This window comes from Paenibacillus xylaniclasticus (assembly GCF_004001065.1).
GTDB lineage: Bacteria > Bacillota > Bacilli > Paenibacillales > Paenibacillaceae > Paenibacillus_T > Paenibacillus_T xylaniclasticus.
Map to the genome: position 1 here is coordinate 120,264 of NZ_BIML01000003.1, position 23,315 is coordinate 143,578.

Here is a 23,315-nt window from a genome sequence, read left to right on the forward strand (position 1 = left end):
TTCCTTTCGCCAATTCATCGGTGTCGTGCCACCCGAACAGGCTCTAGCTTCAACCTTTATCGTTCATCTAACGATAACATCTGACCTTGAGACATATGGTCCGAAGCCGACATGCTCGTCATTCTTGTCCAATCCCGTGCATAGAGATAAAGATAGCTTGCCTTATTCCTTCCAGAGCGTATTGAAAGGAGCCTAGCCGCGATGCTTCATACGATCATCCTACCTCTCACCCTCGGCTTCGCTGTCTTCATGACCGGTATGAAGCTGATGGAGATGGCGCTTAGCCGATGGGCCGGGCCTTACTTGTCCAGCATCCTTCGTAGGTTTACTGCAACGCCGCTGCACGGACTTGCGACGGGCACTGCAACAACGGCGGTGCTGCAGAGCAGCACCGCCGTTACCGTCCTCTCGATCGGCCTCGTGAACGCAGGCCTTATGACATTTCCGCGCACGCTTGGCATCGTACTAGGCACGAACATCGGAACCTGCCTGACGACCGAGTTGATCGGTCTTCAGATCGGCCGTATGGCCGTGCCGCTGCTGCTGACCGCATCAGCCGCTTGGCTGCTGACTGCCGCCGCAGGAGAAATGCGGCTTATCGCATGGAGCCGTGCTGAGCCCGTGCTTCTGCCGGTTAGGCTGCTTGCCGTCGCATCCGCAGGCTTCGCGCTTATCCTTCTCGGCATTACGACAATGCAATCAATTGGACCAGCCGTGCAAGCAAGCAGCATGTTCAGCTGGTTTATTGAGCAATCCAAGAACAGCGTTCTATGGGGAGTCGCAGCGGGTACGCTGCTAACAGCAGCCGTTCATAGCAGCGCCGCCGTGATCGGAATTGTAATGGGCATGTCAGCCATCGGTGCAATGCCGCTTGAAGTATGCGTTGCCGTCGTGCTTGGAGCGAACATCGGTACATGCTTCACCGCTGTATTAGCTGCCATAAGCTCGACGAAAGCCGGACGCTATGTTGCTATATCACATGTGGTGCTGAACGTAGCCGGCGCGGCGCTTTTTCTGCCGTTAATCCCGATGCTGGCCCATTTGTCCGCCGCGATCAGCGAATCTCCTGCTGCGCAAGTTGCACATGCGCAGACGATATTTAATATTGTGTGTTCGCTCCTGGCGCTCCCGCTGTGCTACTTGCCTGCGCTGCGCTCGCCGCGCCTGCTCCATTAACGATCGCGATACCGGCGCTTGTGCCCAGCCGGTTCGCTCCGGCATTCAGCATCATAATCGCCGTCTCCCGGTCGCGAATTCCACCTGATGCCTTCACGCCAATACTGGAAGATACGGACGCCCGCATCAACCGAATGTCCGCTTCTGTCGCACCGCCGGCCCCGAAGCCGGTCGACGTCTTCACATAATGAGCGCCGGCAGCTTCCGCCACGCGGCACGCCTCTGCTTTCTGTTCATCGCTAAGCAATCCGGTCTCAAGAATGACCTTCACAATTGCGCTTCCTTCGACTGCTCGAACGACTGCGCTAATGTCATGATTGACAACGCCATAACGTCCGTCGAGCAATGCGCCAATCGGCAGCACCATGTCGATCTCGGACGCGCCTTCGTCGACAGCTTCCGAAGCCTCGAACACTTTAACCTTCGTCGACATGGCGCCGAGTGGAAAGCCAACGACTGCGCTGACCGCAACGTTAGAGCCGGCAAGCTGATCTCTGCAATACGAAACCCAAGAGCCGTTCACACATACGCTGTAGAACTGGTGCTTGATCGCCTCTTCGCACAGCTTGCTGATGTCCGCACTCGTTGCACCAGGTTTAAGCAGCGTGTGATCGATGAACCGGGCAATACTCTGATCCGGTGTCCACTGCTCAGGCATGGCCTTGGACCTCCAAGCCGAGCAGCTTCAGCGCGCCAGCAAGGATACGGTCGTTGTTGTCATAGCCGGACGCCTTCTGCTTGCGCCATGCTTCTTCAGGCGTAAACCAATCGACGCCGCGAATTTCTTCCACCTGCGGTTGAAGCGAGCCGCCGATCGCTTCAACGAGGTAATAGTGTACTTCTTTATCGACAAGCCCTTTGGATTCATGTTTATATTGATATTTAATTTGATCGATTGGCTTAATAATAGTGCCGACCATGCCGGTTTCCTCTTCAATTTCTCGAAGCGCCGTCTGCTCGACGGTCTCGCCCGGCTCCATCTTGCCTTTCGGAAGCGATACTTTGCCGTATCGGTCCTGAATCAATTGAATTTGCAGCGTATTATCCTCGGTGCGGCGATATACGACGCCTCCGGCCGATATTTCTTTCATGCTCGGCACTCCTCTCTAGGTTATCGAATGATCAACTACAGCGCCTTCGCCTCCGGCACATCGCTTAATGCTTCATGGCGTACGGACGCAGCAGTAGAATCGAGTACACGAACGAGCTGTCCGCGGCATTCGTTCACGCCGGCTTCTGTAATTTTGACCCGACATAGCTGCCCAACCAAATCCTCGGAACCATCGAACACGATCTGCAGATAGTTATCCGAATAGCCCATAACGAGGCCGGTGCCCGGTGCCCCCTTATAGTCCCGTTCCGGTATGACGTCGACCACTTCGCCGACCCATTGCTTGGCATAAGCCAGCTGCATTTGCTCCGACAGGTCGATCAGCTTGTGAACGCGCTCGTTCTTCACTTCCTCGTCCACTTGATCTTCCATACGCGCAGCAGGCGTTCCCGTCCGTTTCGAGTACGGGAAGACATGCATCTCCGAGAAGCCGATTTCCTGCATGAAACGGTAGCCCTGCTCAAACATCTCATCCGTCTCGCCAGGGAAGCCGACAATGACGTCCGTTGTAATCGCAACGCCCGGCATTGCTTCCTTCAGACGTTTAATTTTGGCCGCGAACTCCTCTGTCGTATATTTGCGGCGCATCCGCTTTAATACGGAGTTTTCGCCTGCTTGCAGCGGGATATGCAGATGGCGGCACATTTTGCTCGAACGGTTCAGCACATCAATCATTCGATCGTCGATTTGACTAGCCTCAATCGAGCTGATTCGAATACGCTCCAAGCCTTCTACTTTGTCGAGATCCCATAAGAGATCCGTTAGCTTGTAATTGTCCAGATCGTCGCCATAGCCGCCGGTATGAATACCTGTCAGAACGATTTCTTTGTAGCCAGCAGCAACGAGCTGATGCGCCTGCTCGATGACGCTCTTCGGATCGCGGCTGCGTGACAGTCCGCGCGACCATGGAATAATGCAGAACGTACAGAAATTGTTGCAGCCCTCTTGAATTTTCAGGAATGCGCGTGTACGATCAGCGAAATCCGGCACATCGAGCTCTTCGAACTCCCGTGTCTTCATAATGTTACGTACAGCATTGACCGGCTGACGGTCCGATTGAATTTGACTTACATAATCAAGCAGCTTATCGCGGTCCTGCGTACCGATGACAAGATCAACGCCAGGTATCTCCAAAATCTCAGCCGGCGACGTCTGCGCATAGCAGCCCGTAACTGCGATGACAGCATCGGGATTGCGGCGCACAGCGCGGCGTATGATTTGACGGCTTTTCTTGTCGCCTGTATTCGTAACGGTACATGTATTAATGACGTATACGTCGGCTGTACGCTCTTCAAAATCAACCTGCTCGTAGCCGGCGTTCTTGAACAGCTGCCACATCGCTTCCGTATCATAAAAGTTAACTTTGCAGCCTAAGGTGTAAAATGCGACTGATGGCATTCCTTAATATCCTCCCATTTCTCCGGATTCGTACAGCAGCGCCGTCAGCGCGACGAAGCCTGCTGTTTCCGTACGCAGTATGCGTTTGCCCAAGCCAACGACGACAGCGCCTGCCGCCCGGGCTTCCTCCGCTTCCTTCTCCGTAAAGCCGCCTTCCGGCCCCACGACGACCAACGCGCGGATGTCACGACGCTCCTTATACGGCTCCAACGCCCCGCGCAAGCCTCCGCCTGTTCCGGCTCTTCCCTCTTCCTCATAGCAAAACAGCACCAAGTCGTAGCTCCCCATCTGCCCGAGCAGCTGCTTCCAGCTGACCGGCTTGGCAATGTCGGGAACACGACTTCGATGCGCCTGTTCTGCCGCCTCTTTCGCAATCTTCGCCCATCGTTCGAGACGTTTCGCTTCCTTCTTGGCGTCGTATTGAACAATCACTCGCTCCGATTCGAACGGGATAAACGAATAGGCGCCGATCTCCGTCCCTTTCTGAATGATTAGCTCCATCTTGTCGCCCTTCGGCAAGCTTTGAGCAATTGTAATTTTCCAGGCCGGCTCTCGATCTGCTGTAAGCTGCTGCTCGATCGTGCCTTCAACCCGTTCGGAATTGACGGAGGTCGCTTTCACGACCGCCTCCCGTCCGTTCCCGTCACTTGCTATGAATGAATCGCCGACGCGCATACGCATCACTCGGCATGCATGGTGCGCATCGTCGCCGAGCAGCACGACCGAAGCTTCGCCATACTGCTCAGCCGATACGAAATATCTTTGCATCTCTCATAACCACACTTTACGAAAGTTCCAACCTTCATCTTAACACGTTCACTAGTTCAAATCTACGAAGAACTGGTACCAGTTCATCGGCTTGGTGAAAATCTTCTCACACAACTCTACAATATGAAAGAAGATGTCGCCTGAATAGCTGAGCACCGGATCAATCGTTACATCCCGAAGCGGCGGAATAAATACCATGAGAAGGAACAGGTAGGCGCCCCAATGCTCATGCTGCTCCAGTTGCAGACGCGTCCGGTAAGGAAGCATATTTTTTACAATTCCATACCCATCAAGCGGCGGCAGTGGAATCAAGTTAAATAAGAACAAGGTAATATTCAAGAAAATTAAATAATAAAACAGATGCACTAATGCTTTATACAGACCGACCGAGCCAGCTTGCAATAAGCCCGTCTGGTTCAGAAAATAGAGGAGAAATATACTAATGATCACCAAAATAAGATTGCTAATCGGCCCTGCAGCCGTTGTCGCGATGCTCATTAACCTTGGGTTGCGGAACCGGTTCGGATTGTACGGAACCGGCTTCGCCCAGCCAAAACCTGCGAGCAGAATCATGATTGTACCGAACACATCCAGATGCGCCCGCGGATTCAACGTCACTCTGCCCGCGTCATATGCAGTCCGGTCGCCGAACAGATACGCCGTATAGGCATGCGCCCACTCGTGCACAGCAAGCGACACGGCAAATGCGATAATTATAAAAGGCAAATCCTCAAATGGAAACCAAAAAAAGTTCATCCTCGCCTATTCACCCGCTTTCGGTTTGCCTGCAACGAAGGCGATCCAGCCGTCTTCGCGGCGGCGGTCGATAATTTCAAAGCCTGCACGAAGCAGCCCTTGCTCCACGACTTCCTCTTTGTTCTCCCAGATGCCTGATGCGATATATATGCCGCCCGGCTTAAGGGCCGCGTATACATCATCGATGAACAGCATAATAATTTCAGCCAAAATGTTCGCCACAACGACATCGACCGGTACCGTAACGTTTAACGGGCCTGCCTCTGCGCCGCTCTCATCCTTCGTCTCACCCTTGAGCACGCCGAGAAGGTCACTTAGCCTCACGTCAATCGAATCGGACAAGCCGTTAAGCTTCGTATTCTCTTTCGCGCTGGATACAGCAACTGGGTCGAGATCGACTGCCAGCACAGCTTTCGCACCAAGCTTCATCGCGCCAATTGCGAGGATGCCAGAGCCTGTACCTACGTCAATAAGCTCCTCGCCGCCTCTGATGACGGAATCGAGTGTGCGCAGGCAGAGCGCCGTCGTCGGGTGCGTGCCTGTACCGAACGCCATACCCGGATCAAGGTCGATGACGTGCTCACCTTCACCTGGTGTATATTCCTCCCACGTCGGACGAATCGTCAGACGCTCCGAGACACGCATCGGTTTAAAATATTTTTTCCAAGCGTCTGCCCAGTCTTCTTCATCGACCATCTTCAGCGACAAATTATAATGACCCGGATCGAGATCGAATTCGCGCAGCCCTTCTATGAAAGGCTTGATCGCTTCCACAATTGGCTCCATATTCGTTTCTTCGGAGAAGTAGCCCTGAATAACTGCCTCTCCTTCCGGAATATTATTGAGCGGACGGTCGTACCATTGACCAAGCCTTGTATCCCGCGGCCTGTTCAATGAACCGGACTCCTCGATCGCAACGCCGCCAGCGCCTGCCTCATACAAATAATCAGATATCGCCTCAACGACTTCCTCGCGCACTGAGATCGTAAGTTCATGCCATTTCACTATCGTTGTCCTCCTAAACGTTGTACATCAACCTATCCCGCGCAAGCGGGACCTCATAGCGACTATTGTAGCACATCTTGACCTATAAAATCTTCCTGCCCTTCTGATCCGCTTATTCTCTTGCCGATTGATATACGGATCTGAGTTTTCATATCCGTGCATAGCAAAAAAGACCGAAGCCCCGTTCGGTGCCCGATCTTCTTCAATTAACGATATAAATCGACAGGCTCCGGATCGCCGCCCGTCTGTCGAATGAGATGGAGCGCCCGATCCAGCACGTCCGGTGAAACAGTCGCCGTCACAACTCCCGATGCATCGCCGGTGACGGCCTCAGCCCGCAAAAGCTGCAGCTTCAGCGCCGCTTCGCGCGCACCCGCCTCTGCCGTGTATGAAGCTCGAATGGTAATGCCTTCACTCATGTCTCTGCTTCACCCTGCGGTCAGCAGCTTCAGCTCTTCGCTGCGCGACCTTGTCGTCTTCGTCCGCAAGCTCCTCCGAGAACTCGACATCTTCATTCTCAACGATCGGCAGGTTACCGAAATTGACGTCTTCCATATTATTTTTCTTCAAATTTACCATATGTGTATCATCTCCTCTTCATCTGAATACCGCATGTAACAAATAATAGGATGAACAATCCCGACATTTATTATGCAATGCGTTAATCTTAACCTATATTCATTGTTATATAGATACACTGGTATTTTGTTTACATTTCCATGTATAATATGATATTTTGAATATGACTCCGATTACCAATATATCCCTTCAAAGAGGCCCTATGAGCAATCAAGAGCTATCTCCATCTGGACACTCTATCTATAGACATGAAGCAAGGGAACGGGAATTTCAACCGGCCTATGGAGATGAGCATGCAGCCGAACTCATTTCTCAACACGTAGAGAAGTACATCGGACCCATTCAAAGTGTATATCATGAAATCATATCAGATCTCGTTCATATCGACATCATCGTCGTAGCCCCTACTCCGGAACGCAACTTTTATACGCTTGTCACCTTGCGGCATGAGCAATTTGCCCATGACTGTACCGCAAGGAGCAGAAGCGTAGCGTTATGCTGAGCTCTTGCTCTGCCTGCCTCCCGATTGGAGCCTTTCCGACGAGGCATTCAAGCAGGAAGAGAACTACTGGCCAATTCGCAGCTTGAAGACGCTGGCCCGATTGCCGCACGAAAATAATACTTGGCTGACTGCGGCTCATACGATTCCTAACGATAATCCTGCCGAGCCATTTGCGAAAGATACGAAGCTAAACGGCATGATTATATCTGTTCCTTCGACGATCGAGTCGATCAATGAATTTTTTACCCTTTGCTTTTCGCCTGACAAGACGGTTCGGTTCTACAGCTTAATTCCGATCTATCAAGAAGAGATGGATCATAAAGCTGAAACGAGGCGCCGACAGTTTATTTGCCAAGCTGGATAAAGCCGGCGTTAATGAGCTCATTAACCCGAAGAGAAAAAATACTTGTGCCAAGCTGTTCGGACTGTTCTAGTCGATCCTCTTATCGTTATAAACCAAAAGACGCTCCAACAGGCATTATCACCTGTAGAGCGTCTTTTCTATTCGTATATCTGTTCGCTATTCGCCTCGAAACGCTTTCTTCATCCGCTCGAATATCGTTTCATGATGTTCCTGCTCGGGCACCTGAGCACCCCCGCTGCTGCCGCTTAAACCGCCAAATTGACGGAGCAGCTCTTTCTGTTCATCAGACAGCTTCGTCGGCGTTACGACGGTTACCTTAACGTGCTGGTCACCTGTTCCATGACCGCGCAGCTTCGGCACGCCTTTGCCCTTCAGCCGGAAATACGTGCCTGTTTGCGTACCGGCCGGAATTTTGAGCTTAACCTTCTCCGTCAGCGTCGGCACCTCAATCTCATCTCCGAGCGCAGCCTGCGCGAACGTCAACGGCACTTCGCAGTAAATATCGTCGCCCTCGCGGTCGAAGAACTCGTGCTTCTTCACACGAATGACAATATATAAATCGCCGGACGGACCACCGCGCAAGCCGCCCTCACCCTCGCCGGACAGACGGATTTGTGCGCCATCATCGACGCCCGCTGGAATACGGACGTTAATTCTGCGCTGCTTCTTCACTTTGCCAGCGCCATGGCACGTACCGCATTTTTCTTTAATAATTTTGCCGTTGCCGCCGCAATGCGTACATGTACGGCGAGTACTCATACGACCGAACGGCGTATTCTGAATAACCTCCTGCTGGCCTGTTCCCCGGCAAGTAGAGCATGTTTCCGGCTTCGTGCCCGGCTTAGCGCCAGAGCCAAAGCAAGTATCGCAAGATTCGGTGCGAGGAATCGTAATTTCCGTTTCTTTGCCGAATACCGCTTCCTTGAACTCAATTGTCATCGAATACTGCAGGTCATTGCCGCGCTGCGGCGCATTCGGGTCGCGTCGCCCGCCCCCACCGAAAAACATGTCGAAAATATCGCCGAAGCCGCCGAAATCGGCCCCGCCGCCGCCCATGCCACCGAACTGATTCGGATCGATATGGCCATGGCGATCGTACGTATCGCGCTTGCCTGGGTCGCTTAGCACGTCGTACGCTTCCTTGACTTCTTTGAACTTCGCTTCTGCATCAGGAGCCTTATTGACGTCCGGATGATACTGGCGGGCCAGCTTCCGGTATGCTTTCTTAATTTCTTCGTCGGATGCGCTCTTTCCGACGCCGAGCACCTCATAATAATCGCGCTTGTCAGCCAATTTCTCTCACCCCCATGTAGTCATCCACGGACATTTCCCCCTTGCGCACTTGAACGCAAGGATAGGTCAAAGCCAGGCCACGCCTGACTTTGACCTATCTGCAATCGCCCGTGAAAGATTGTGGTCTACGCTTATTTCTTGTCGTCTACAACTTCATAATCAGCATCGACGACGTTCTCTTTCTTCGGACCGGCTTCGCCAGCCGCGCCTTCCGAGGCTTCTTGACCAGCTTGCGCACTAGCTTGCTCATACAGCTTAACCGACAGCTGCTGAACAACCTCCGTCAGCGCTTCTGTAGCAGCTTTAATTTCTTCAAGCTGATCGCCTTCGAGCGCTTTCTTCACGCGCTCCTTCGCTTCTTCCGCTTTTGCGATCTCGCCAGCGTCGACTTTGTCGCCAAGATCCTTGAGCGTTTTGTCGACGGTATATACGAGCTGATCCGCGTTATTTTTCGCTTCTACAAGATCACGGCGTTTTTTGTCTTCTTCAGCATGCAGCTCAGCGTCTTTCATCATACGTTCAACTTCTTCATCGCTCAAGCCGCTGGAAGAGGTAATCGTAATTTTCTGGCTCTTACCCGTACCTTTATCAAGAGCCGATACGTTTACGATACCGTTCGCATCGATGTCGAACGTAACCTCGATTTGTGGTACGCCGCGTGGTGCTGGCGGAATGTCACCCAGCGTGAAGCGGCCGAGCGTTTTGTTGCCGGCAGCCATTTGACGCTCGCCTTGCAGAACGTGAATTTCAACGCTAGGCTGATTGTCCGAATAAGTCGAGAACACCTGTGATTTGCTCGTCGGAATCGTCGTGTTACGATCGATCATTTTGGTGAATACGCCGCCCGCTGTTTCGATACCGAGCGACAATGGTGTTACGTCAAGCAGTACAACGTCTTTAACGTCGCCCGTCAATACACCAGCTTGAACTGCTGCGCCGAGTGCAACAACTTCGTCCGGGTTAACACCTTTGTGAGGCTCCTTGCCGATCAGCTTCTTGATCGCTTCCTGAACGGCTGGGATACGAGTCGAACCACCAACAAGTACAACCTTATCGATGTCCGAAGGCGTCATTCCAGCATCGCTCAATGCTTGGCGCGTAGGCGCGAGTGTACGCTCTACGAGTCCTGCGGAGAGCTCTTCGAATTTCGCACGGGTGAGCGATACCTCCAAGTGCTGAGGTACACCGTCCACCATCGTAATGAATGGCAGCGAGATCGTCGTCGTCAGAACGCCGGACAGCTCTTTCTTCGCTTTCTCGGCAGCATCCTTCAGACGCTGCACAGCTCCTTTATCTTTGGACAAGTCCGTGCCATGCTCTTTGCGGAATTCCGCTACAAGGTAATCGATAATAACTTGGTCGAAGTCGTCGCCGCCGAGATGGTTGTCGCCGCTCGTCGCTTTAACTTCGAAGAAGCCGTCGCCCAGCTCAAGAATCGATACGTCGAACGTACCGCCGCCAAGGTCATAGACGAGAATCGTTTGGTCTTCCGATTTCTCCAGGCCGTATGCAAGTGCAGCAGCCGTCGGCTCGTTCACGATACGCAGAACTTCAAGACCTGCGATTTTACCTGCGTCCTTCGTCGCTTGACGCTGGCTGTCGTTGAAGTAAGCTGGAACCGTAATAACGGCTTGCGTAACCGGTTGACCGAGATAAGCTTCAGCATCCGATTTCAGCTTCTGAAGAATGATGGCCGAAATTTCTTGCGGTGTATATTCTTTGCCTTCAATGACTTCTTTATGGTTCGTACCCATATGGCGTTTGATCGAGATGATCGTACGATCTGGGTTCGTGATTGCTTGGCGCTTCGCCGTCTCGCCGACTACACGCTCACCGTCTTTCTTAAAACCGACTACAGAAGGAGTCGTGCGGTTGCCTTCTGGATTCGGGATAACGACTGCCTCGCCGCCTTCCATTACTGCGACGCAGGAGTTCGTCGTACCAAGGTCAATGCCTATTACTTTACTCATCGTAAATAGCCTCCTCAATGTTTGGTTCGTTATATGTTCGAATCATCATTCAATAATGATGATTTAGCTGCTCACTTTAACCATTGCCGGACGCAGCACTTTATCTTTCAGCATGTAGCCCTTCTGGAGCTCCTCCAGTACAATACCCGCTTCATGCTCTTCGGATTGCTCCTGCATTACAGCTTGGTGGTACTCCGGATCGAACGGCTGTCCAACAGCCTCCATCGATTTGAGCCCTTCCTGTTCAAGCACTTGTATGAATTGCCGCGAAATCATATCAACGCCCTTGGAAAGCGCCTCGAAATCACTATTCTGCTTCGCTGCGGCAATAGCACGTTCAAAGTTATCGATGACCGGCAGCAGCTGGTTCAACAATTTCATCGTCGCATATTGCGCCAATTCCTCACGTTCTTTGATCGTGCGGCGACGGAAGTTGTCGAAATCCGCTTGTGCTCTTAAGTATCGTTGCTGATGCTCCTCAACCTGACGTTCGAGCTCAGCGATGCGCGCATTGCCCGATTCTTCTTGTGCCTGTGCGTTTTCCTGTACCGGCGCATCCTCGGCTGATTCTATTGTATGTTCCTGTTCTTGTTCTTGATCGACATTCGTCACGGCTTCCTGCTCCTCCGTCTTATATTCATTCGCACTCATCTTGCTCACCTCCTTAAACTTCCCGCCTCGATCCCGGCTGTATTCATACGATCGGCATTAGCTCTTATCGATACCAGCGGGACAATAACGATGTCATGTCTTTCGATACGACGTCAAGCAGGCTGATAACCTTGGCATAATCCATTCGAGTTGGCCCCAGTATGCCGATCGTACCGAGTGACTGCCCGTTAATTGCATAAGTAGCCGTAATGACACTGCAATCGTTGATCGCCTCAAGCTCATTCTCTGTGCCGATTCGGACTTGAATGCCAGAAGGTGCCGAAGAAAGCATCTTCGATAGCGTAGGTGTCTCTTCCAGCAGGTCGAGTATCGTCTTGATTTTATCAACGTCCTTGAACTCCGGCTGCGTCAGCATGTTCGTGGCACCGCTTAGATATACCCGATGCTCGTGCTCGTCTCCAGCTGGCAGCGCGCTCTCCAGCACGCTCATTACTTGTTCATAATGATCGACATAACGACTCAGCTCTTCCCCAACCTCGGAATACAGCTTCGACGTTAATCGCATCATCGGTACTCCAGCAAGCTTCGCATTCAATATATGAACCGTCTTCTCCAAGTCGGATACGCTAATTCCTTCCGGAAGTGAAATCGTCCGGTTCTCTACATGCCCGGTATTGGTCACGACGATTGCTACTGCAGTCTCAGCATTCAAAGGTACGAGTTGAAAATGCTTCAAGGAATGATTAATCGAATCTGGCCCGAGCGCAATCGACGTATAATTCGTCATGCTCGCCAGAATTGTAGCCGCCTGCTGCATGACCTGTTCCATCTCCGTTATTCTCTCCGCGAAGAAGGAACGGAAGCTTGCCGCTTCCTTAGGCTGAATGCCGCCTGGCTTGACTAAGTGATCGACGTAATAACGGTACCCTTTGATCGAAGGAATACGTCCTGCAGACGTATGGGGCTGCTCCAGAAAACCAAGCTCCTCCAGATCGGACATTTCGTTCCGAATCGTCGCCGGACTGAAGCCGACGTCGCCGCGCTTGGAAATACTCCGCGACCCGACGGGTTCGGCTGAACGTATATAATCGTCTACAATAGCATTCAGTATCATTCGTTGTCTATCCGTTAACACTCCGAACCCCTCCTCTTGATCTTCGGTTGTATACCGGCCGTCTTCACCGTTAGCACTCATTAACGTCGAGTGCTAATCGTCAATACAAAAATACCAAACCAGCTTGAGCGTTGTCAAGTCGGTTCGGCACTTTATGCATCATTTCATCGTATTTTGTTAGATCACTTTTAGTACTGCAATTTCATCGCAATTATGCTGCTTTGGACAGTTAACGCAATCCGTCCACACTTTCTCAGGGAAAATTTCTTTCTCGACCACCGAGAATCCGTTCTTCACGAAGAAATCGGTCGCATAAGTGAGCGCCATTACTTTCGTAAGCCCCTGCGATTTAGCCTGATCGATCAGCTTATCAACCAGCTTGCTGCCGATCCCAAGCCCCTTATAGCCTTCCAGCATACCGAGTGAACGAATCTCAACTAAATCTTTACCAAGCTGGCACAACGATCCGCAACCGACGACTTCACCATCAAGCTCGGCCACGACGAACGTATCAATCAACCTGTTAAGCACTTGGCGGCTTCGCGGCAGCATAATTCCTTTCTCCGCGTAGCTTTGTATTAAATGAAATAACGCCTCGATATCGTCTGGCGCCGCCTGTCTGCAGGTTACCACCGATTGCTTCACGCTCGTCCCCTCCGCTTTGTGTGCCGGATATGATGTAATCCGTCGTCCGACTACGAAATAATATGAATAAATATACACCAAAGCGAATGAATCCTCAATAACTAATTTGAATTTTATTAGGACGAGCTTATTGAAGGGAGGCTTGGCAGCCTTCAGCCGGCAGATGTCGGAAGAACACCGATAAAAGCGCCAAATACTTCGTTGCCAAGCGGAATCCCTTTGTCCGTCAGCCGGTAGCCTTCTCCGGGTTTCCCTTGCAGCAGTCCTTCGCTTAACAGCCGTTCAAGCTGCGCTCCAAACATCGCTTCAATTGTATGTCCCGGAAACTGACGGCTGAACGCCTCACAACGAACACCTTCCAGCAGACGAAGACCGACCATCATAAAGTCTTCCATCGCTTCCGCTTCCTCGACCCGATTCGTCTCCAGCCGCGGAAGCCTCGCTCCAGCCGCCTCAATGTATGGCTGTACACCTTTAATGTTCAGATGACGTTCTCCACGCGCGTATCCATGAGCGCCGGCTCCAAGCCCGTAATACGGTTCGTTGCGCCAATACGTCGAGTTATGGCGGCTTTCCATGCCTGGCAGTGCAAAATTGCTGATCTCATAGTGCTTGTACCCAGCCGCTTGCAGCTTGTTCATGACAAGCATAAACATTTCCAGCTCCTCCTCTTCCGTCGGAAGCGGCAGCTCGTTACGTTCATACAGCTTGTGGAACAGCGTGTTCTCTTCAACCTTCAAGCTATACAGCGAATAATGCGTTAGTCCAAGCTGCAGCGCCTTATCGACGCTGTCAGACAAATGCTCAACCGTCTGCTTCGGAAGACCAAACATTAAGTCAATCGACAGGTTCGTAAAACCAGCCATCTTCGCGTTCTCTATGCTTCGGTATACGTCGTCCGAATTATGAATCCGACCGATCCTCTCCAGCAGGCCGTTATCGAACGATTGAACCCCAAAGCTGATTCGGTTCACGCCACCTGCGAGCATAGCCGCAAGCTTCTCGGAATCCGTTGTACCTGGATTAGCCTCCATGCTGAACTCAACGTTCGGCGCAAGCGGGAAGTGACGGTGAACCGCTGCCAAAAAACGTTCCATCTGCGTCGGCGTAAGCACCGTCGGCGTACCGCCGCCAACGAACACCGTATCGATCGACTCTGGCGGCAGCGCCGCAACCGTCATCCGCATCTCCGATTCCAGCGCATCCAAGTATGCATCGACTGGCTGTCCTTTCAGCACGAACGAGTTGAAATCGCAATAATGGCATTTGTTCGTACAGAACGGAATATGAATGTAAAGCGCTCTTGGCGCGTGCATAAGCATTGGGCATTCGCCCTCCTTGCCGGGCTGTGCAGCAGCTTCACCGTACAGCCTCTTATATGAGAAAAGACAGGAAGAGCAGCGCCCTTCCTGTCAACCGAATGGTTAGTCTTCGTCGATCTTGAGGACCGCCATGAATGCTTCCTGAGGCACCTCGACGCTGCCGACCTGCTTCATCCGCTTCTTACCTTCCTTCTGCTTCTCAAGCAGCTTCCGCTTCCGGCTAATATCGCCGCCGTAGCACTTCGCCAATACGTTCTTGCGCATCGCTTTGACGGTCTCGCGGGCGATAACTTTCGTGCCGATTGACGCCTGGATCGGTACCTCAAACATTTGGCGCGGAATAAGCTCGCGCATCTTCTCACAGATGACGCGGCCGCGATTGTAAGCACGCTCACGGTGCACAATAATCGATAATGCGTCAACCTGCTCGCCATTGAGCATAATGTCCATCTTCACCAGATTCGACTTGCGATAGCCGATCATCTCATAATCGAACGATGCATAGCCCTTCGTACGGGACTTCAGCTGGTCAAAGAAATCGTAGACGATCTCCGACAACGGCATCTCATAAGTTAACGTAACGCGGTTCGTGTCCAAATACTCCATATTGGAGTAATCGCCGCGTTTGCCTTGGCAAAGCTCCATAATCGTGCCGACATAATCGTTCGGTACAATAATTTGCGCTTTCACATAAGGCTCTTCGACGAATTCAATCTTACCAACCTCTGGATAGTTGGACGGGTTATCGATATAAAGCACTTCACCGTTCGTTAACGTCACATGATACACTACGCTCGGAGCCGTCGTAATAAGCGGAATGTTGAACTCACGCTCGATTCGCTCTTGAATAACCTCCATGTGCAGCAATCCGAGGAAGCCGCAGCGGAAGCCGAAGCCAAGCGCAGTTGAGGTCTCGGGCTCATATTGCAGCGAGGAGTCGTTCAACTCTAGCTTCTCGAGCGCATCGCGCAAATCGTTGTAATCTTGAGACTCGATCGGATATAAGCCGCAGAATACCATTGGATTAATCTTCCGGTAGCCTGGTAATGGCTCCGGTGCTGGACGCTTCGCTTCTGTTACCGTATCGCCGACACGCGTATCCTTAACATTCTTAATGCCTGCTACGATAAAGCCTACGTCGCCTACCGTCAGCTCGTCGACAATCGACATACGCGGCTTGAATGCGCCAACCTCAATAACGTCGAACTCAGCGCCGGTTGCCATGAATCGGATTCTCTTACCAGCCTTGATGCTGCCATCCATAACACGAACGTACACAATAACGCCTTTATACGGGTCATAGTGCGAGTCAAAAATAAGCGCTTTAAGCGGCTGATCGGGATCACCTGTCGGAGCTGGAACCTTCTGTACGACTTGCTCCAATATCTCCTTGATACCGATCCCCGCTTTCGCTGATGCGAGCACAGCATCACTGGCGTCAAGACCAATAACGTCCTCGATCTCCTGCTTCACCCGTTCCGGCTCTGCGCTTGGCAGGTCGATCTTATTGATGACCGGCAAAATCTCCAGATTGCTGTCAAGCGCCAAATAAACGTTAGCCAGCGTCTGCGCCTCGATGCCCTGCGCTGCATCAACGACAAGCAGCGCGCCTTCACAAGCCGCCATGCTTCGCGATACCTCGTACGTAAAGTCGACGTGTCCCGGTGTATCGATAAGGTTCAAAATATATTCTTCGCCGTCGTCAGCCTTGTAGTTGAGACGAACAGCCTGCAGCTTAATCGTAATGCCGCGTTCTCTCTCCAAATCCATCTGGTCGAGCACCTGCTCCTGCATTTCACGTGAAGAAAGTGCTCCCGTAAATTCCAATATACGATCCGCCAACGTCGATTTCCCGTGGTCGATATGGGCGATAATGGAAAAATTTCGAATTTTCTTCTGTCGTTCGCGAACGTCCGCCATGCGTAACCCCCACACCTTTAAGTGCTAACTATATCCCGTTAATTATAGCAGTAATGGGTCAAGGCGGCAACGGACGCTTGCACAGAACCCGTGTATTAATTCATGATGCCATCAAATACGGACACAAACAGCTTAATGCCGCCGCTCGACACCGACTGCAGCACACCAGCCGCTCCGTCTGCGAACTTATTCACGGCCGGCTCGCTTGTCTCATACGGTACGCCTGGCAGACGTCCCTCTAAAGTTGACCGCGGTGCGTCTTGTACCGAAGCTTGGCCTATCAATTGTTCGGAGCCAGCATTCCTACTGTACTGGTCAGCATACCATTTCGGATTGTGCGAAGCCGGCTGCTCGCCTGCTGTCGGTTCGTAATTTTCATTAACGGCATAAGCCTGCGAGCCCTCTCCGACCGGTCCGTACACATTCTCAATACCTCTGTCTGCTGAATCGAGCCCGTAGACGATCAGCAAGGCGGCAGCGCCGCCAACCAGCGCCCATTTCCATCCGTCTCTTCTCAATGAAATCCCTTCCTTCCGGCGGCCTGCAGCCGCTAATCGTCATTAGCGCTTCTAGCTTTCGCGCGGAGCGGCAGCTTGCTCGGCGTCTCCCCAATACAAATCAGCAATTACTTTCGCTAGAGCATCCGCCGTTCGATACGATTCCTCAAGCGTGTTATCGACACCGCCGATCTCGATCAGTACGCTTCCCGGAGATAACGACTGATTATATTCTCCATTGCCGTCCTTTGACGTCTTGCCCCATACGCCGCGCGAAATGCCCGGGTATTCGGCTTCCAGCGCTTTATGAATATCGGTCGCCAGCTTCTCATTCTTCCGCCAGTTCGGATTTTCTTGACCGATTATGAAATAAACTTGCGCGTACGATTTACCTCCAATCGTCGTCGTCGTATACTTCCGTTTCTGCGAATCGCGATGAATATCAAAAATAAATTTCAATTTTGTCCGCGCTGCGAGTGCTTCTTCAACGGTTTTGCGAGAATATTTATAGGATAGTGCCCACTTATAATTTTTAATCTCTGTTGGGTAGTCTGTTTTTGAAGTTTCCGCCCCCAGTCCAAGCTCCATCAGCTTATCCGCAAGCCGCTGGCCGACTAGTGTAATATTTTGTTTAGCAGAAGTCGGATCATCTCCATCGCTGCCGATGACCGGAAACCACGATTCACGGTTATGAGAATGATAGATAAAAACGACCGGCTCGTCCGTCTGGCTTGCACGATTAGGAGGAGCTGCCTGATGGCCCCCATCGCCCGGCTGAGCCCCCTCCTGCCCCGCAGCTCCTGGCTGTCCTTCATTGTCCCCAACGGCCGATTCATGGCTGGAACGACTCGGGTTCTCTCCCGAATGTTCGCCGCTACTGTCCGTACCCGGAGTCATGCCATTCATTCCGCTCGATTCTGAACCAGCTGAGCCCGGAATCGGCGGATGATCCTCCGGTCCGATAGCCGTCTCATTGCCCGACCCGCTTCGAATTAAGAACGGCTCGTCCGACGAAATGCCAGGCAGCTCTCTAGCCAGCAAGCTTCTCGGCTCATTCGGATTAACATCTGTTACAAGGCGCAGCAGAAACCGGCCTACCTGCTTGGGTGCCAGCGCCCGCTCCCCTTCATGCTCGGGGGTATAAGCAGCCACTTCCATTTTCAGCATATCCGTGAATAACGTTCCCGAAACATTAGCCGCCACTCCCTTCATCGTCGAGCCTGGAGAAGCTGCCGTACGCTGGTGAATCATATCGCCGATGCCAATTGCGACAAAGAAAGCCATAGAGCTGATAGACAGCATGACGAATGTGCGACCCGTCACGAGCAGCTGCCTCCATTTGCGGCTCCCTCTGCTCCAGTTAAACGTTACGATGAATCGTTTCATTGTTGCCCAGCCTCCCTATTACGCTCTTAGACTGCTACTAGCCTATGAGAATATGAGAGCTGATAGAACCGAGATGCCTTAAATGAGAGAATCATCATAATTTCAAGTAAAACAAAAATAGGATTCCGCCGGCGTCGGGCCGGACGAAATCCTGTTGTGCTTAATGCGTATAAGCTGCTACATTCGATGTATCGACGGCTTCATGCAGAGCAGCGTTTAAGCCGCTTGCAATAATGTTCGCAATGTCCTCAATGAACTGGTCGATCTCCTTAGGCGTAACAATCAGGTCATGTCCGAGCGGCTGCAGCACCTCCTTCACTAACTGCAATCTTTCGTTCTCAGCCATCTGATGCATGAGCCCCATAATTTGCGGACCGGCATTCTTGGTATGTGATGCCAAATGCTCTTCCAACAACCGAAGGCAGTCGTTAACAATATTGGAGGCGAATACGACGGTAGGCACCCCGATTGCTATGACCGGAACGCCAAGTATTTCTCTCGTAATTCCTTTGCGCTTGTTGCCGATGCCGGAGCCTGGGTGGATACCCGTATCGGCAATCTGGATTGTCGTATTGACCCGCTCCAGCGCCTTGGACGCCAGCGCATCGATTGCTATAACGGCGTCGGGCCTCGTCCGCTCCACAATGCCTTGTACAATTTCAGACGACTCGATACCGGTTATCCCCAGTACACCAGGCGCCACTGCACTGACAGGACGATATCCAGGCGCAACCTGGTCCGGCATCAGTTCAAAAAATTGTCTCGTTACCATAATGTTCTCTACGACAAGCGGCCCAAGTGCATCCGGCGTTACGTTCCAGTTGCCTAAGCCAACTATTAATACTTTAGACGTTTTCCCAACTCCAGCCTGTTCCAAGAATGCCTCAAATTCCTTGGCAAACCGCGTCGCCACCTTGTCCTGCAGCCCCGTGTCCCCCTTGCGAAGATCCGGAACCTCCAATGTTACATACCTGCCTGGCATCTTGCCGATAGACCGCGAGCCTTGCTCAGTCTGAACGTGAACGCGGGATACTTTAATGCCGTCTTCCTCGAGTGTGTCGGACAGGACGCCCGGAATTGGTCCCCCGCCTGTGGCCTCGGCAATCTCCTTCGCTTCCAAAGCCAGATCGGTATAAACGTCATAACGGCGCAGATCGAGAGCTTCTTCCATGCCTGCATCCATCCCCTTCCTTTTTTGCCGTTAGTGTGCGATGGCACCGCTTGTTCTATGCGGAAAAATGTTTTAAGCCTTATTCGCCAACTGCGATCTCCCGCTATTGCTTTTTGAGCAAGCCCATGATAAGATATTTTAAGTTGTGTTGCAGTAATGGGTTTTTTCCCTTTTTACAGGAGGTGAATGTGATGCCAAACATTAAATCCGCTATTAAACGCGTGAAGACGAGCGAGAAACGTCGCGCCCTGAACGCTTCGCAAAAATCCGCACTTCGCACGGCCGTTAAAGCAGCTGACCAAGCTATCGCCGGTACGGATGTTGAAGCTGCTAAAGCAGCTCTCATCGCTGCGTCGAAAAAGCTGGACAAAGCAGCTACGAAAGGCCTGATTCATAAAAATGCGGCTGCCCGCAAAAAGTCCCGTCTGGCTAAGAAGCTGAATGCCCTTTCGGCACAGGCTTAATGAACAACGGCTCCCGGTTCTTCAGAACTGGGGGCCGTTTTTTTGATGCAGAAACTATCGCAGAAGAGCAAAATAGGTTGGAGCGGAGAATAATGAAGTTCTCCTTCCAACCTATTTCTTTAGGTTCACGCTTCAGCAGTCGAATTTATACTCTGCCCGAACGACAGCAGGAATAGCTCCAACCCGAGTGTCTTGTCCACTTGTCCGGTCTTCATCCGGAAATCGAGCTCGGCTAGCTCTGCCATACATTCACCAAGCCGCTTGAGAGAAAACTTCGACGCCTTCTCAGCGGCAAGCTTTACGCGGAACGGATGAATACTTAGCTGTGAAGCCATCTGCTGAGGTGAATAATGCTGTCCAGACAGCTCCTTGACTTGGAGCATGAGCCGAAGCTGAGAAGCTAGCAATGCGGCTATCTTGATTGGCTCTTCCTTACGCTGAAGCAGCTCTCGATAAAGTTTAAGCGCTCTCGCCGTCTGCGCGCTCGCTATAGCATCTACGAGCGCGAACACATCCTCTTCAACTGTCGACGGTGTCAGCAGTTCAACTTCCGTGGAAGTAATCAGACCGCCAGGACCTGTATACAGACACAGCTTGTCTGTCTCCTGAGCCAGCTGCTGCAATCTCGTACCTGTACGGGAGATGAGCAGCTCTGCAGCATCCTCCATCATCGTTCGACCTTGTTCTGATGATCTGCGCATAACCCAGCGCTGAAGCTCTGGACCGTCCAGCTCGTTGAAAGCTATTACAGCCCCCTGTTCCTTCAGCCGCTTAACGAGCTTTCGCCGTTCATCCAGCTTGTCCGCATATACAAGGAATAAAATAACCGTTGTCTCCGCCGGATGGTCGATATACTCCAGCATCCTCTCCGCCCGATGCTCCAGCTTACCTTCCTTGGCTCCGGCACCGGAAGCAGCCAGAACGGATACGTCTCGAATAATGATCAGCTTCCGTTCAACGAAGAAGGGAAGCGTCTCCGCTTCAGCTGCAGCCTCTTCAATCGGCGTCTCGGATGTGTCAAACTTCACAATGCCAAGCTCCCGTTCCTCCGGCTTGAACAGCTTGTCCGCTAACATCGCTGCGAATTGTTCCATACGGTAGCGGTCCGATCCATATGCTGCGTATACGGGCCGGATTCGGCCGTTCTTCAATTCCTTCCAAATATCCTTCGTTTCCATTCCAGCCTCCCAGGTAACCGCCGTTCAATCACAATGCTCCTCGTCATCAACAAAGGGATGGAGCTTAAGCAGCTTCCATCCCTTTGTCCCTGAACATCTATATAAACATCATCCGTGCGGGTCCATGGCCTCCGCTTCGGTGATGGTCATACGACGTCAAGGCTGCCGCCGCTGACTCCTTCGATATACTATACGCAAGGACATCAGCAAGTGTGCTGGTTCAGTTCGTATTATTGTGGTGCAATCGTCCATTCCTGTGCATCGACCTTGAAATACGTTGTCTTCCCGTTGTCATCCTTCACTTCGAAAAACAACGCCTTACTGTCATCCGACCATTGTAGTCCACTGATCGTACCTGCTTGTTTGCCACTGTCGAGCTGAACCGTCCCTTCCTGCGTTGTGTATATAAGGACAGCACCATCAACAATTGCTGCCGAATATAGCTGGTCCGGTGATAAAACAACGTCCGAAATGCTTGCTTCCGCAGAGTCGCCGTTGCTCATGATGCCCATCAGCTCGCCGTTTTGATCCTTCGCGATCATCGACACTTCCGATTGCTTCAATATCTGGTCGGGCATACCGCCGTCATCCTCAATCTTCCTTTCATTTGAGGAGGAAACATCCTTGCTCGAACTGCTGCTCGAACTGCTAGTCGAGGAAATTTCATTGCTAATACTACTGCTCGAGCTACTACTCGAGGTCTGCTCCTCGATCGGCATATTTGCGACAGGGTCACCAGATTGCTCCTGTACAGGTTGAGAAGCAGGAGTATTTGTGAATGGTCTTACAGATTGAGATCGGTTGCCATTGTTGATTGTTTTACCCGGTGCAGCTTCCGGCTCCGATTGTTGAACCGTTGGCGAACTATGCTGAACATCGGGAGCTGGGGCCTGCTCAACGGCATTGCTGGTCGATTCGATCCGTACCTCATCGTTCTCTTGTATTTCCATGGAGCTGCTTGACTGACTTCTGTCTGGATGCGCAGCTGAAGAGTGACTTGCGGATTGCAAAGCAGTCGAATTACTAGTGAGATCCTTCAACTCAGGGGCATCTGCGGGATTGAATAGAACAAGAAACAGTCCGGCAACAAGTCCGGCTGCGGCCACCCCCGTTACGGTTGGCCATGAAATCCGCTTCAACCAGTCTCTATCCCGACCACGTGCCGAACGGCGACTTAACGGTCCACGCTCCACTTCTCGATCGTCAACCGGTTCATCGACGGTATGATCCAAATACTTCGTATCTATCGCCTGCCCGCTCTCTTGGCGCTCGGAATCGATCCGATCCAGCTGCGGAATAATAGCATCAACAAGACTATATGCAGGAACGACTTTAGGCAAACTGTCTAGTTCAGCAGACAATCGCTTCAGCCGTTCGAACATGTCGGCGCAATCCGAGCAATAACGTGTATGTGCTGTCAATGCGTCAGCCTCTTGCTCGTTCAGGTCGCCATCGAGCTGCCTCTGCATATATTCCATCACCTCTTGACAGGTCATCCTCGGACACCTCCTCTTTGGTATTCATGTAGTAACGTCTGAAGCTGTTGCCGGGCCCGGAACAAATAGGATTTCACGGTATTAAGCGGTAGATCAAGCGAATCAGCAATTTCATTGTAGGAGAAGTCCTGCAAATACCGGAGCACGACAACCGCTCGGTGATGCTCGGGCAGCATGTCAATCGCTTTGCGAATATCGTCCGCCACATAAGTAGACAGAACATCATCTTCCACGCTCGATTTCTCACGGAAGACAAGATCATGCTCCTCAATCGATATAGTCGGCTTGCTTCGTCTGAACTTATCGATGCAAATGTTCGTCACGATCCGCTGAATCCATGTTTTGAATTGTGCTTTCTCTTCGTAGGAGGAAATTTTCGTATAAATACGTATGAGCGCCTCCTGAGCCGCGTCCATCGCATCTTGCTCATTATTCAATATATAATAGGCTGTCCGATAAACGTGGGTTTCAATCTCTCGCAGCAAAGTGATGAGAGCATCGCGATCGCCCGATTGAGCCGCTCTAATGAGACTAGGCTCCACCAATGAAGCTTCCCCCTCTCATACAACCTTAACGACGGAATGACCG

The 23,315-nt window shown here is 51.8% G+C and carries 25 protein-coding genes; 4 read left to right on the forward strand and 21 right to left on the reverse strand.

Features of this window, described 5'->3' with window-relative positions:
- The first annotated feature begins 201 nt into the window (after positions 1 to 201).
- Positions 202 to 1,176, forward strand: coding sequence for a Na/Pi cotransporter family protein (locus PXY01_RS04120; RefSeq protein WP_127567593.1), 975 nt, complete (start codon positions 202 to 204; stop codon positions 1,174 to 1,176).
- On the opposite strand, the gene deoC is transcribed toward PXY01_RS04120, so the two are convergent.
- The 8 genes from deoC to PXY01_RS04160 form a co-directional block, all read right to left on the reverse strand.
- Complete coding sequence (gene deoC, locus PXY01_RS04125) at positions 1,100 to 1,834, reverse strand: deoxyribose-phosphate aldolase (RefSeq protein WP_127567595.1); 735 nt, start codon at positions 1,832 to 1,834, stop codon at positions 1,100 to 1,102. The genes PXY01_RS04120 and deoC overlap by 77 nt on opposite strands.
- Entirely contained in the window at positions 1,827 to 2,267 is a 441-nt protein-coding gene (locus PXY01_RS04130; protein WP_127567597.1) for an NUDIX hydrolase, read from the reverse strand. Before PXY01_RS04130 ends, deoC begins: the two co-directional genes overlap by 8 nt.
- 35 nt (positions 2,268 to 2,302) lie before the next feature.
- A complete protein-coding gene (gene mtaB, locus PXY01_RS04135) occupies positions 2,303 to 3,685 on the reverse strand; it encodes a tRNA (N(6)-L-threonylcarbamoyladenosine(37)-C(2))-methylthiotransferase MtaB (RefSeq protein ID WP_127567599.1) in 1,383 nt (460 codons plus the stop codon).
- Positions 3,686 to 3,688: 3 nt separating this feature from the next.
- Positions 3,689 to 4,453 carry an RsmE family RNA methyltransferase gene (locus tag PXY01_RS04140; RefSeq protein WP_127567601.1) on the reverse strand — a complete coding sequence of 255 codons (765 nt, stop codon included), beginning with the start codon at positions 4,451 to 4,453 and terminating at the stop codon, positions 3,689 to 3,691.
- A gap of 51 nt (positions 4,454 to 4,504) precedes the next feature.
- Entirely contained in the window at positions 4,505 to 5,209 is a 705-nt protein-coding gene (locus PXY01_RS04145) for a site-2 protease family protein (protein WP_127567603.1), read from the reverse strand.
- Between the two features lie 6 nt (positions 5,210 to 5,215).
- Positions 5,216 to 6,214, reverse strand: a complete 999-nt coding sequence (prmA, locus tag PXY01_RS04150; RefSeq protein WP_127567605.1) for a 50S ribosomal protein L11 methyltransferase — start codon at positions 6,212 to 6,214, stop codon at positions 5,216 to 5,218.
- Positions 6,215 to 6,420: 206 nt separating this feature from the next.
- On the reverse strand, positions 6,421 to 6,633 hold the full coding sequence (locus tag PXY01_RS04155) for a hypothetical protein (RefSeq protein WP_127567606.1): 213 nt from the start codon (positions 6,631 to 6,633) through the stop codon (positions 6,421 to 6,423).
- The gene (locus PXY01_RS04160; protein ID WP_127567608.1) at positions 6,626 to 6,793 is read right to left on the reverse strand and encodes a YfhD family protein; all 168 of its coding nucleotides are present in this window, start codon (positions 6,791 to 6,793) and stop codon (positions 6,626 to 6,628) included. Before PXY01_RS04160 ends, PXY01_RS04155 begins: the two co-directional genes overlap by 8 nt.
- 202 nt (positions 6,794 to 6,995) lie before the next feature.
- Between PXY01_RS04160 and PXY01_RS22705 the strand changes: the two genes are divergently transcribed.
- Both PXY01_RS22705 and PXY01_RS22710 read left to right on the forward strand, forming a co-directional pair.
- Positions 6,996 to 7,295: a suppressor of fused domain protein gene (locus PXY01_RS22705; RefSeq protein ID WP_246027790.1), complete on the forward strand. Its 300-nt coding sequence runs from the start codon at positions 6,996 to 6,998 to the stop codon at positions 7,293 to 7,295.
- 4 nt (positions 7,296 to 7,299) lie between these two features.
- Positions 7,300 to 7,659, forward strand: a complete 360-nt coding sequence (locus PXY01_RS22710) for a suppressor of fused domain protein (RefSeq protein WP_246027791.1) — start codon at positions 7,300 to 7,302, stop codon at positions 7,657 to 7,659.
- A 156-nt stretch (positions 7,660 to 7,815) separates the two neighbouring features.
- Here the strand turns inward: PXY01_RS22710 and dnaJ are convergent, their stop codons facing one another.
- The 10 genes from dnaJ to gpr all read right to left on the reverse strand — a co-directional run bounded on the left by dnaJ (position 7,816) and on the right by gpr (position 19,589).
- The gene (dnaJ, locus tag PXY01_RS04170; protein WP_127567610.1) at positions 7,816 to 8,952 is read right to left on the reverse strand and encodes a molecular chaperone DnaJ; all 1,137 of its coding nucleotides are present in this window, start codon (positions 8,950 to 8,952) and stop codon (positions 7,816 to 7,818) included.
- 131 nt (positions 8,953 to 9,083) lie between these two features.
- The gene (gene dnaK, locus PXY01_RS04175; RefSeq protein WP_127567612.1) at positions 9,084 to 10,922 is read right to left on the reverse strand and encodes a molecular chaperone DnaK; all 1,839 of its coding nucleotides are present in this window, start codon (positions 10,920 to 10,922) and stop codon (positions 9,084 to 9,086) included.
- A gap of 63 nt (positions 10,923 to 10,985) precedes the next feature.
- On the reverse strand, positions 10,986 to 11,573 hold the full coding sequence (gene grpE / locus PXY01_RS04180; protein ID WP_127567614.1) for a nucleotide exchange factor GrpE: 588 nt from the start codon (positions 11,571 to 11,573) through the stop codon (positions 10,986 to 10,988).
- 64 nt (positions 11,574 to 11,637) lie between these two features.
- A complete protein-coding gene (gene hrcA, locus PXY01_RS04185) occupies positions 11,638 to 12,669 on the reverse strand; it encodes a heat-inducible transcriptional repressor HrcA (protein ID WP_127567616.1) in 1,032 nt (343 codons plus the stop codon).
- Between the two features lie 156 nt (positions 12,670 to 12,825).
- Positions 12,826 to 13,293, reverse strand: a complete 468-nt coding sequence (locus PXY01_RS04190; protein ID WP_127567618.1) for an N-acetyltransferase — start codon at positions 13,291 to 13,293, stop codon at positions 12,826 to 12,828.
- A 152-nt stretch (positions 13,294 to 13,445) separates the two neighbouring features.
- A complete protein-coding gene (hemW, locus tag PXY01_RS04195) occupies positions 13,446 to 14,615 on the reverse strand; it encodes a radical SAM family heme chaperone HemW (protein WP_127567620.1) in 1,170 nt (389 codons plus the stop codon).
- Between the two features lie 102 nt (positions 14,616 to 14,717).
- A complete protein-coding gene (lepA, locus tag PXY01_RS04200; protein WP_127567621.1) occupies positions 14,718 to 16,535 on the reverse strand; it encodes a translation elongation factor 4 in 1,818 nt (605 codons plus the stop codon).
- Positions 16,536 to 16,630: 95 nt separating this feature from the next.
- The gene (locus PXY01_RS04205; RefSeq protein WP_127567623.1) at positions 16,631 to 17,053 is read right to left on the reverse strand and encodes a hypothetical protein; all 423 of its coding nucleotides are present in this window, start codon (positions 17,051 to 17,053) and stop codon (positions 16,631 to 16,633) included.
- A 51-nt stretch (positions 17,054 to 17,104) separates the two neighbouring features.
- Positions 17,105 to 18,418, reverse strand: coding sequence for a stage II sporulation protein P (gene spoIIP / locus PXY01_RS04210; protein ID WP_127567625.1), 1,314 nt, complete (start codon positions 18,416 to 18,418; stop codon positions 17,105 to 17,107).
- Positions 18,419 to 18,578: 160 nt separating this feature from the next.
- Positions 18,579 to 19,589 carry a GPR endopeptidase gene (gpr, locus tag PXY01_RS04215; RefSeq protein WP_127567627.1) on the reverse strand — a complete coding sequence of 337 codons (1,011 nt, stop codon included), beginning with the start codon at positions 19,587 to 19,589 and terminating at the stop codon, positions 18,579 to 18,581.
- Between the two features lie 191 nt (positions 19,590 to 19,780).
- Between gpr and rpsT the strand changes: the two genes are divergently transcribed.
- A complete protein-coding gene (rpsT, locus tag PXY01_RS04220; RefSeq protein WP_127567629.1) occupies positions 19,781 to 20,053 on the forward strand; it encodes a 30S ribosomal protein S20 in 273 nt (90 codons plus the stop codon).
- 125 nt (positions 20,054 to 20,178) lie between these two features.
- Here rpsT and holA read toward each other — a convergent pair whose 3' ends face one another.
- The 3 genes from holA to PXY01_RS04235 all read right to left on the reverse strand — a co-directional run bounded on the left by holA (position 20,179) and on the right by PXY01_RS04235 (position 23,272).
- Positions 20,179 to 21,231 (reverse strand): DNA polymerase III subunit delta, encoded by a 1,053-nt coding sequence (gene holA, locus PXY01_RS04225; RefSeq protein WP_127567631.1) that lies wholly within the window; start codon positions 21,229 to 21,231, stop codon positions 20,179 to 20,181.
- Between the two features lie 230 nt (positions 21,232 to 21,461).
- The gene (locus PXY01_RS04230; RefSeq protein ID WP_127567633.1) at positions 21,462 to 22,727 is read right to left on the reverse strand and encodes an anti-sigma factor family protein; all 1,266 of its coding nucleotides are present in this window, start codon (positions 22,725 to 22,727) and stop codon (positions 21,462 to 21,464) included.
- Complete coding sequence (locus tag PXY01_RS04235) at positions 22,724 to 23,272, reverse strand: RNA polymerase sigma factor (protein ID WP_127567635.1); 549 nt, start codon at positions 23,270 to 23,272, stop codon at positions 22,724 to 22,726. Before PXY01_RS04235 ends, PXY01_RS04230 begins: the two co-directional genes overlap by 4 nt.
- Positions 23,273 to 23,315: the final 43 nt, after the last annotated feature.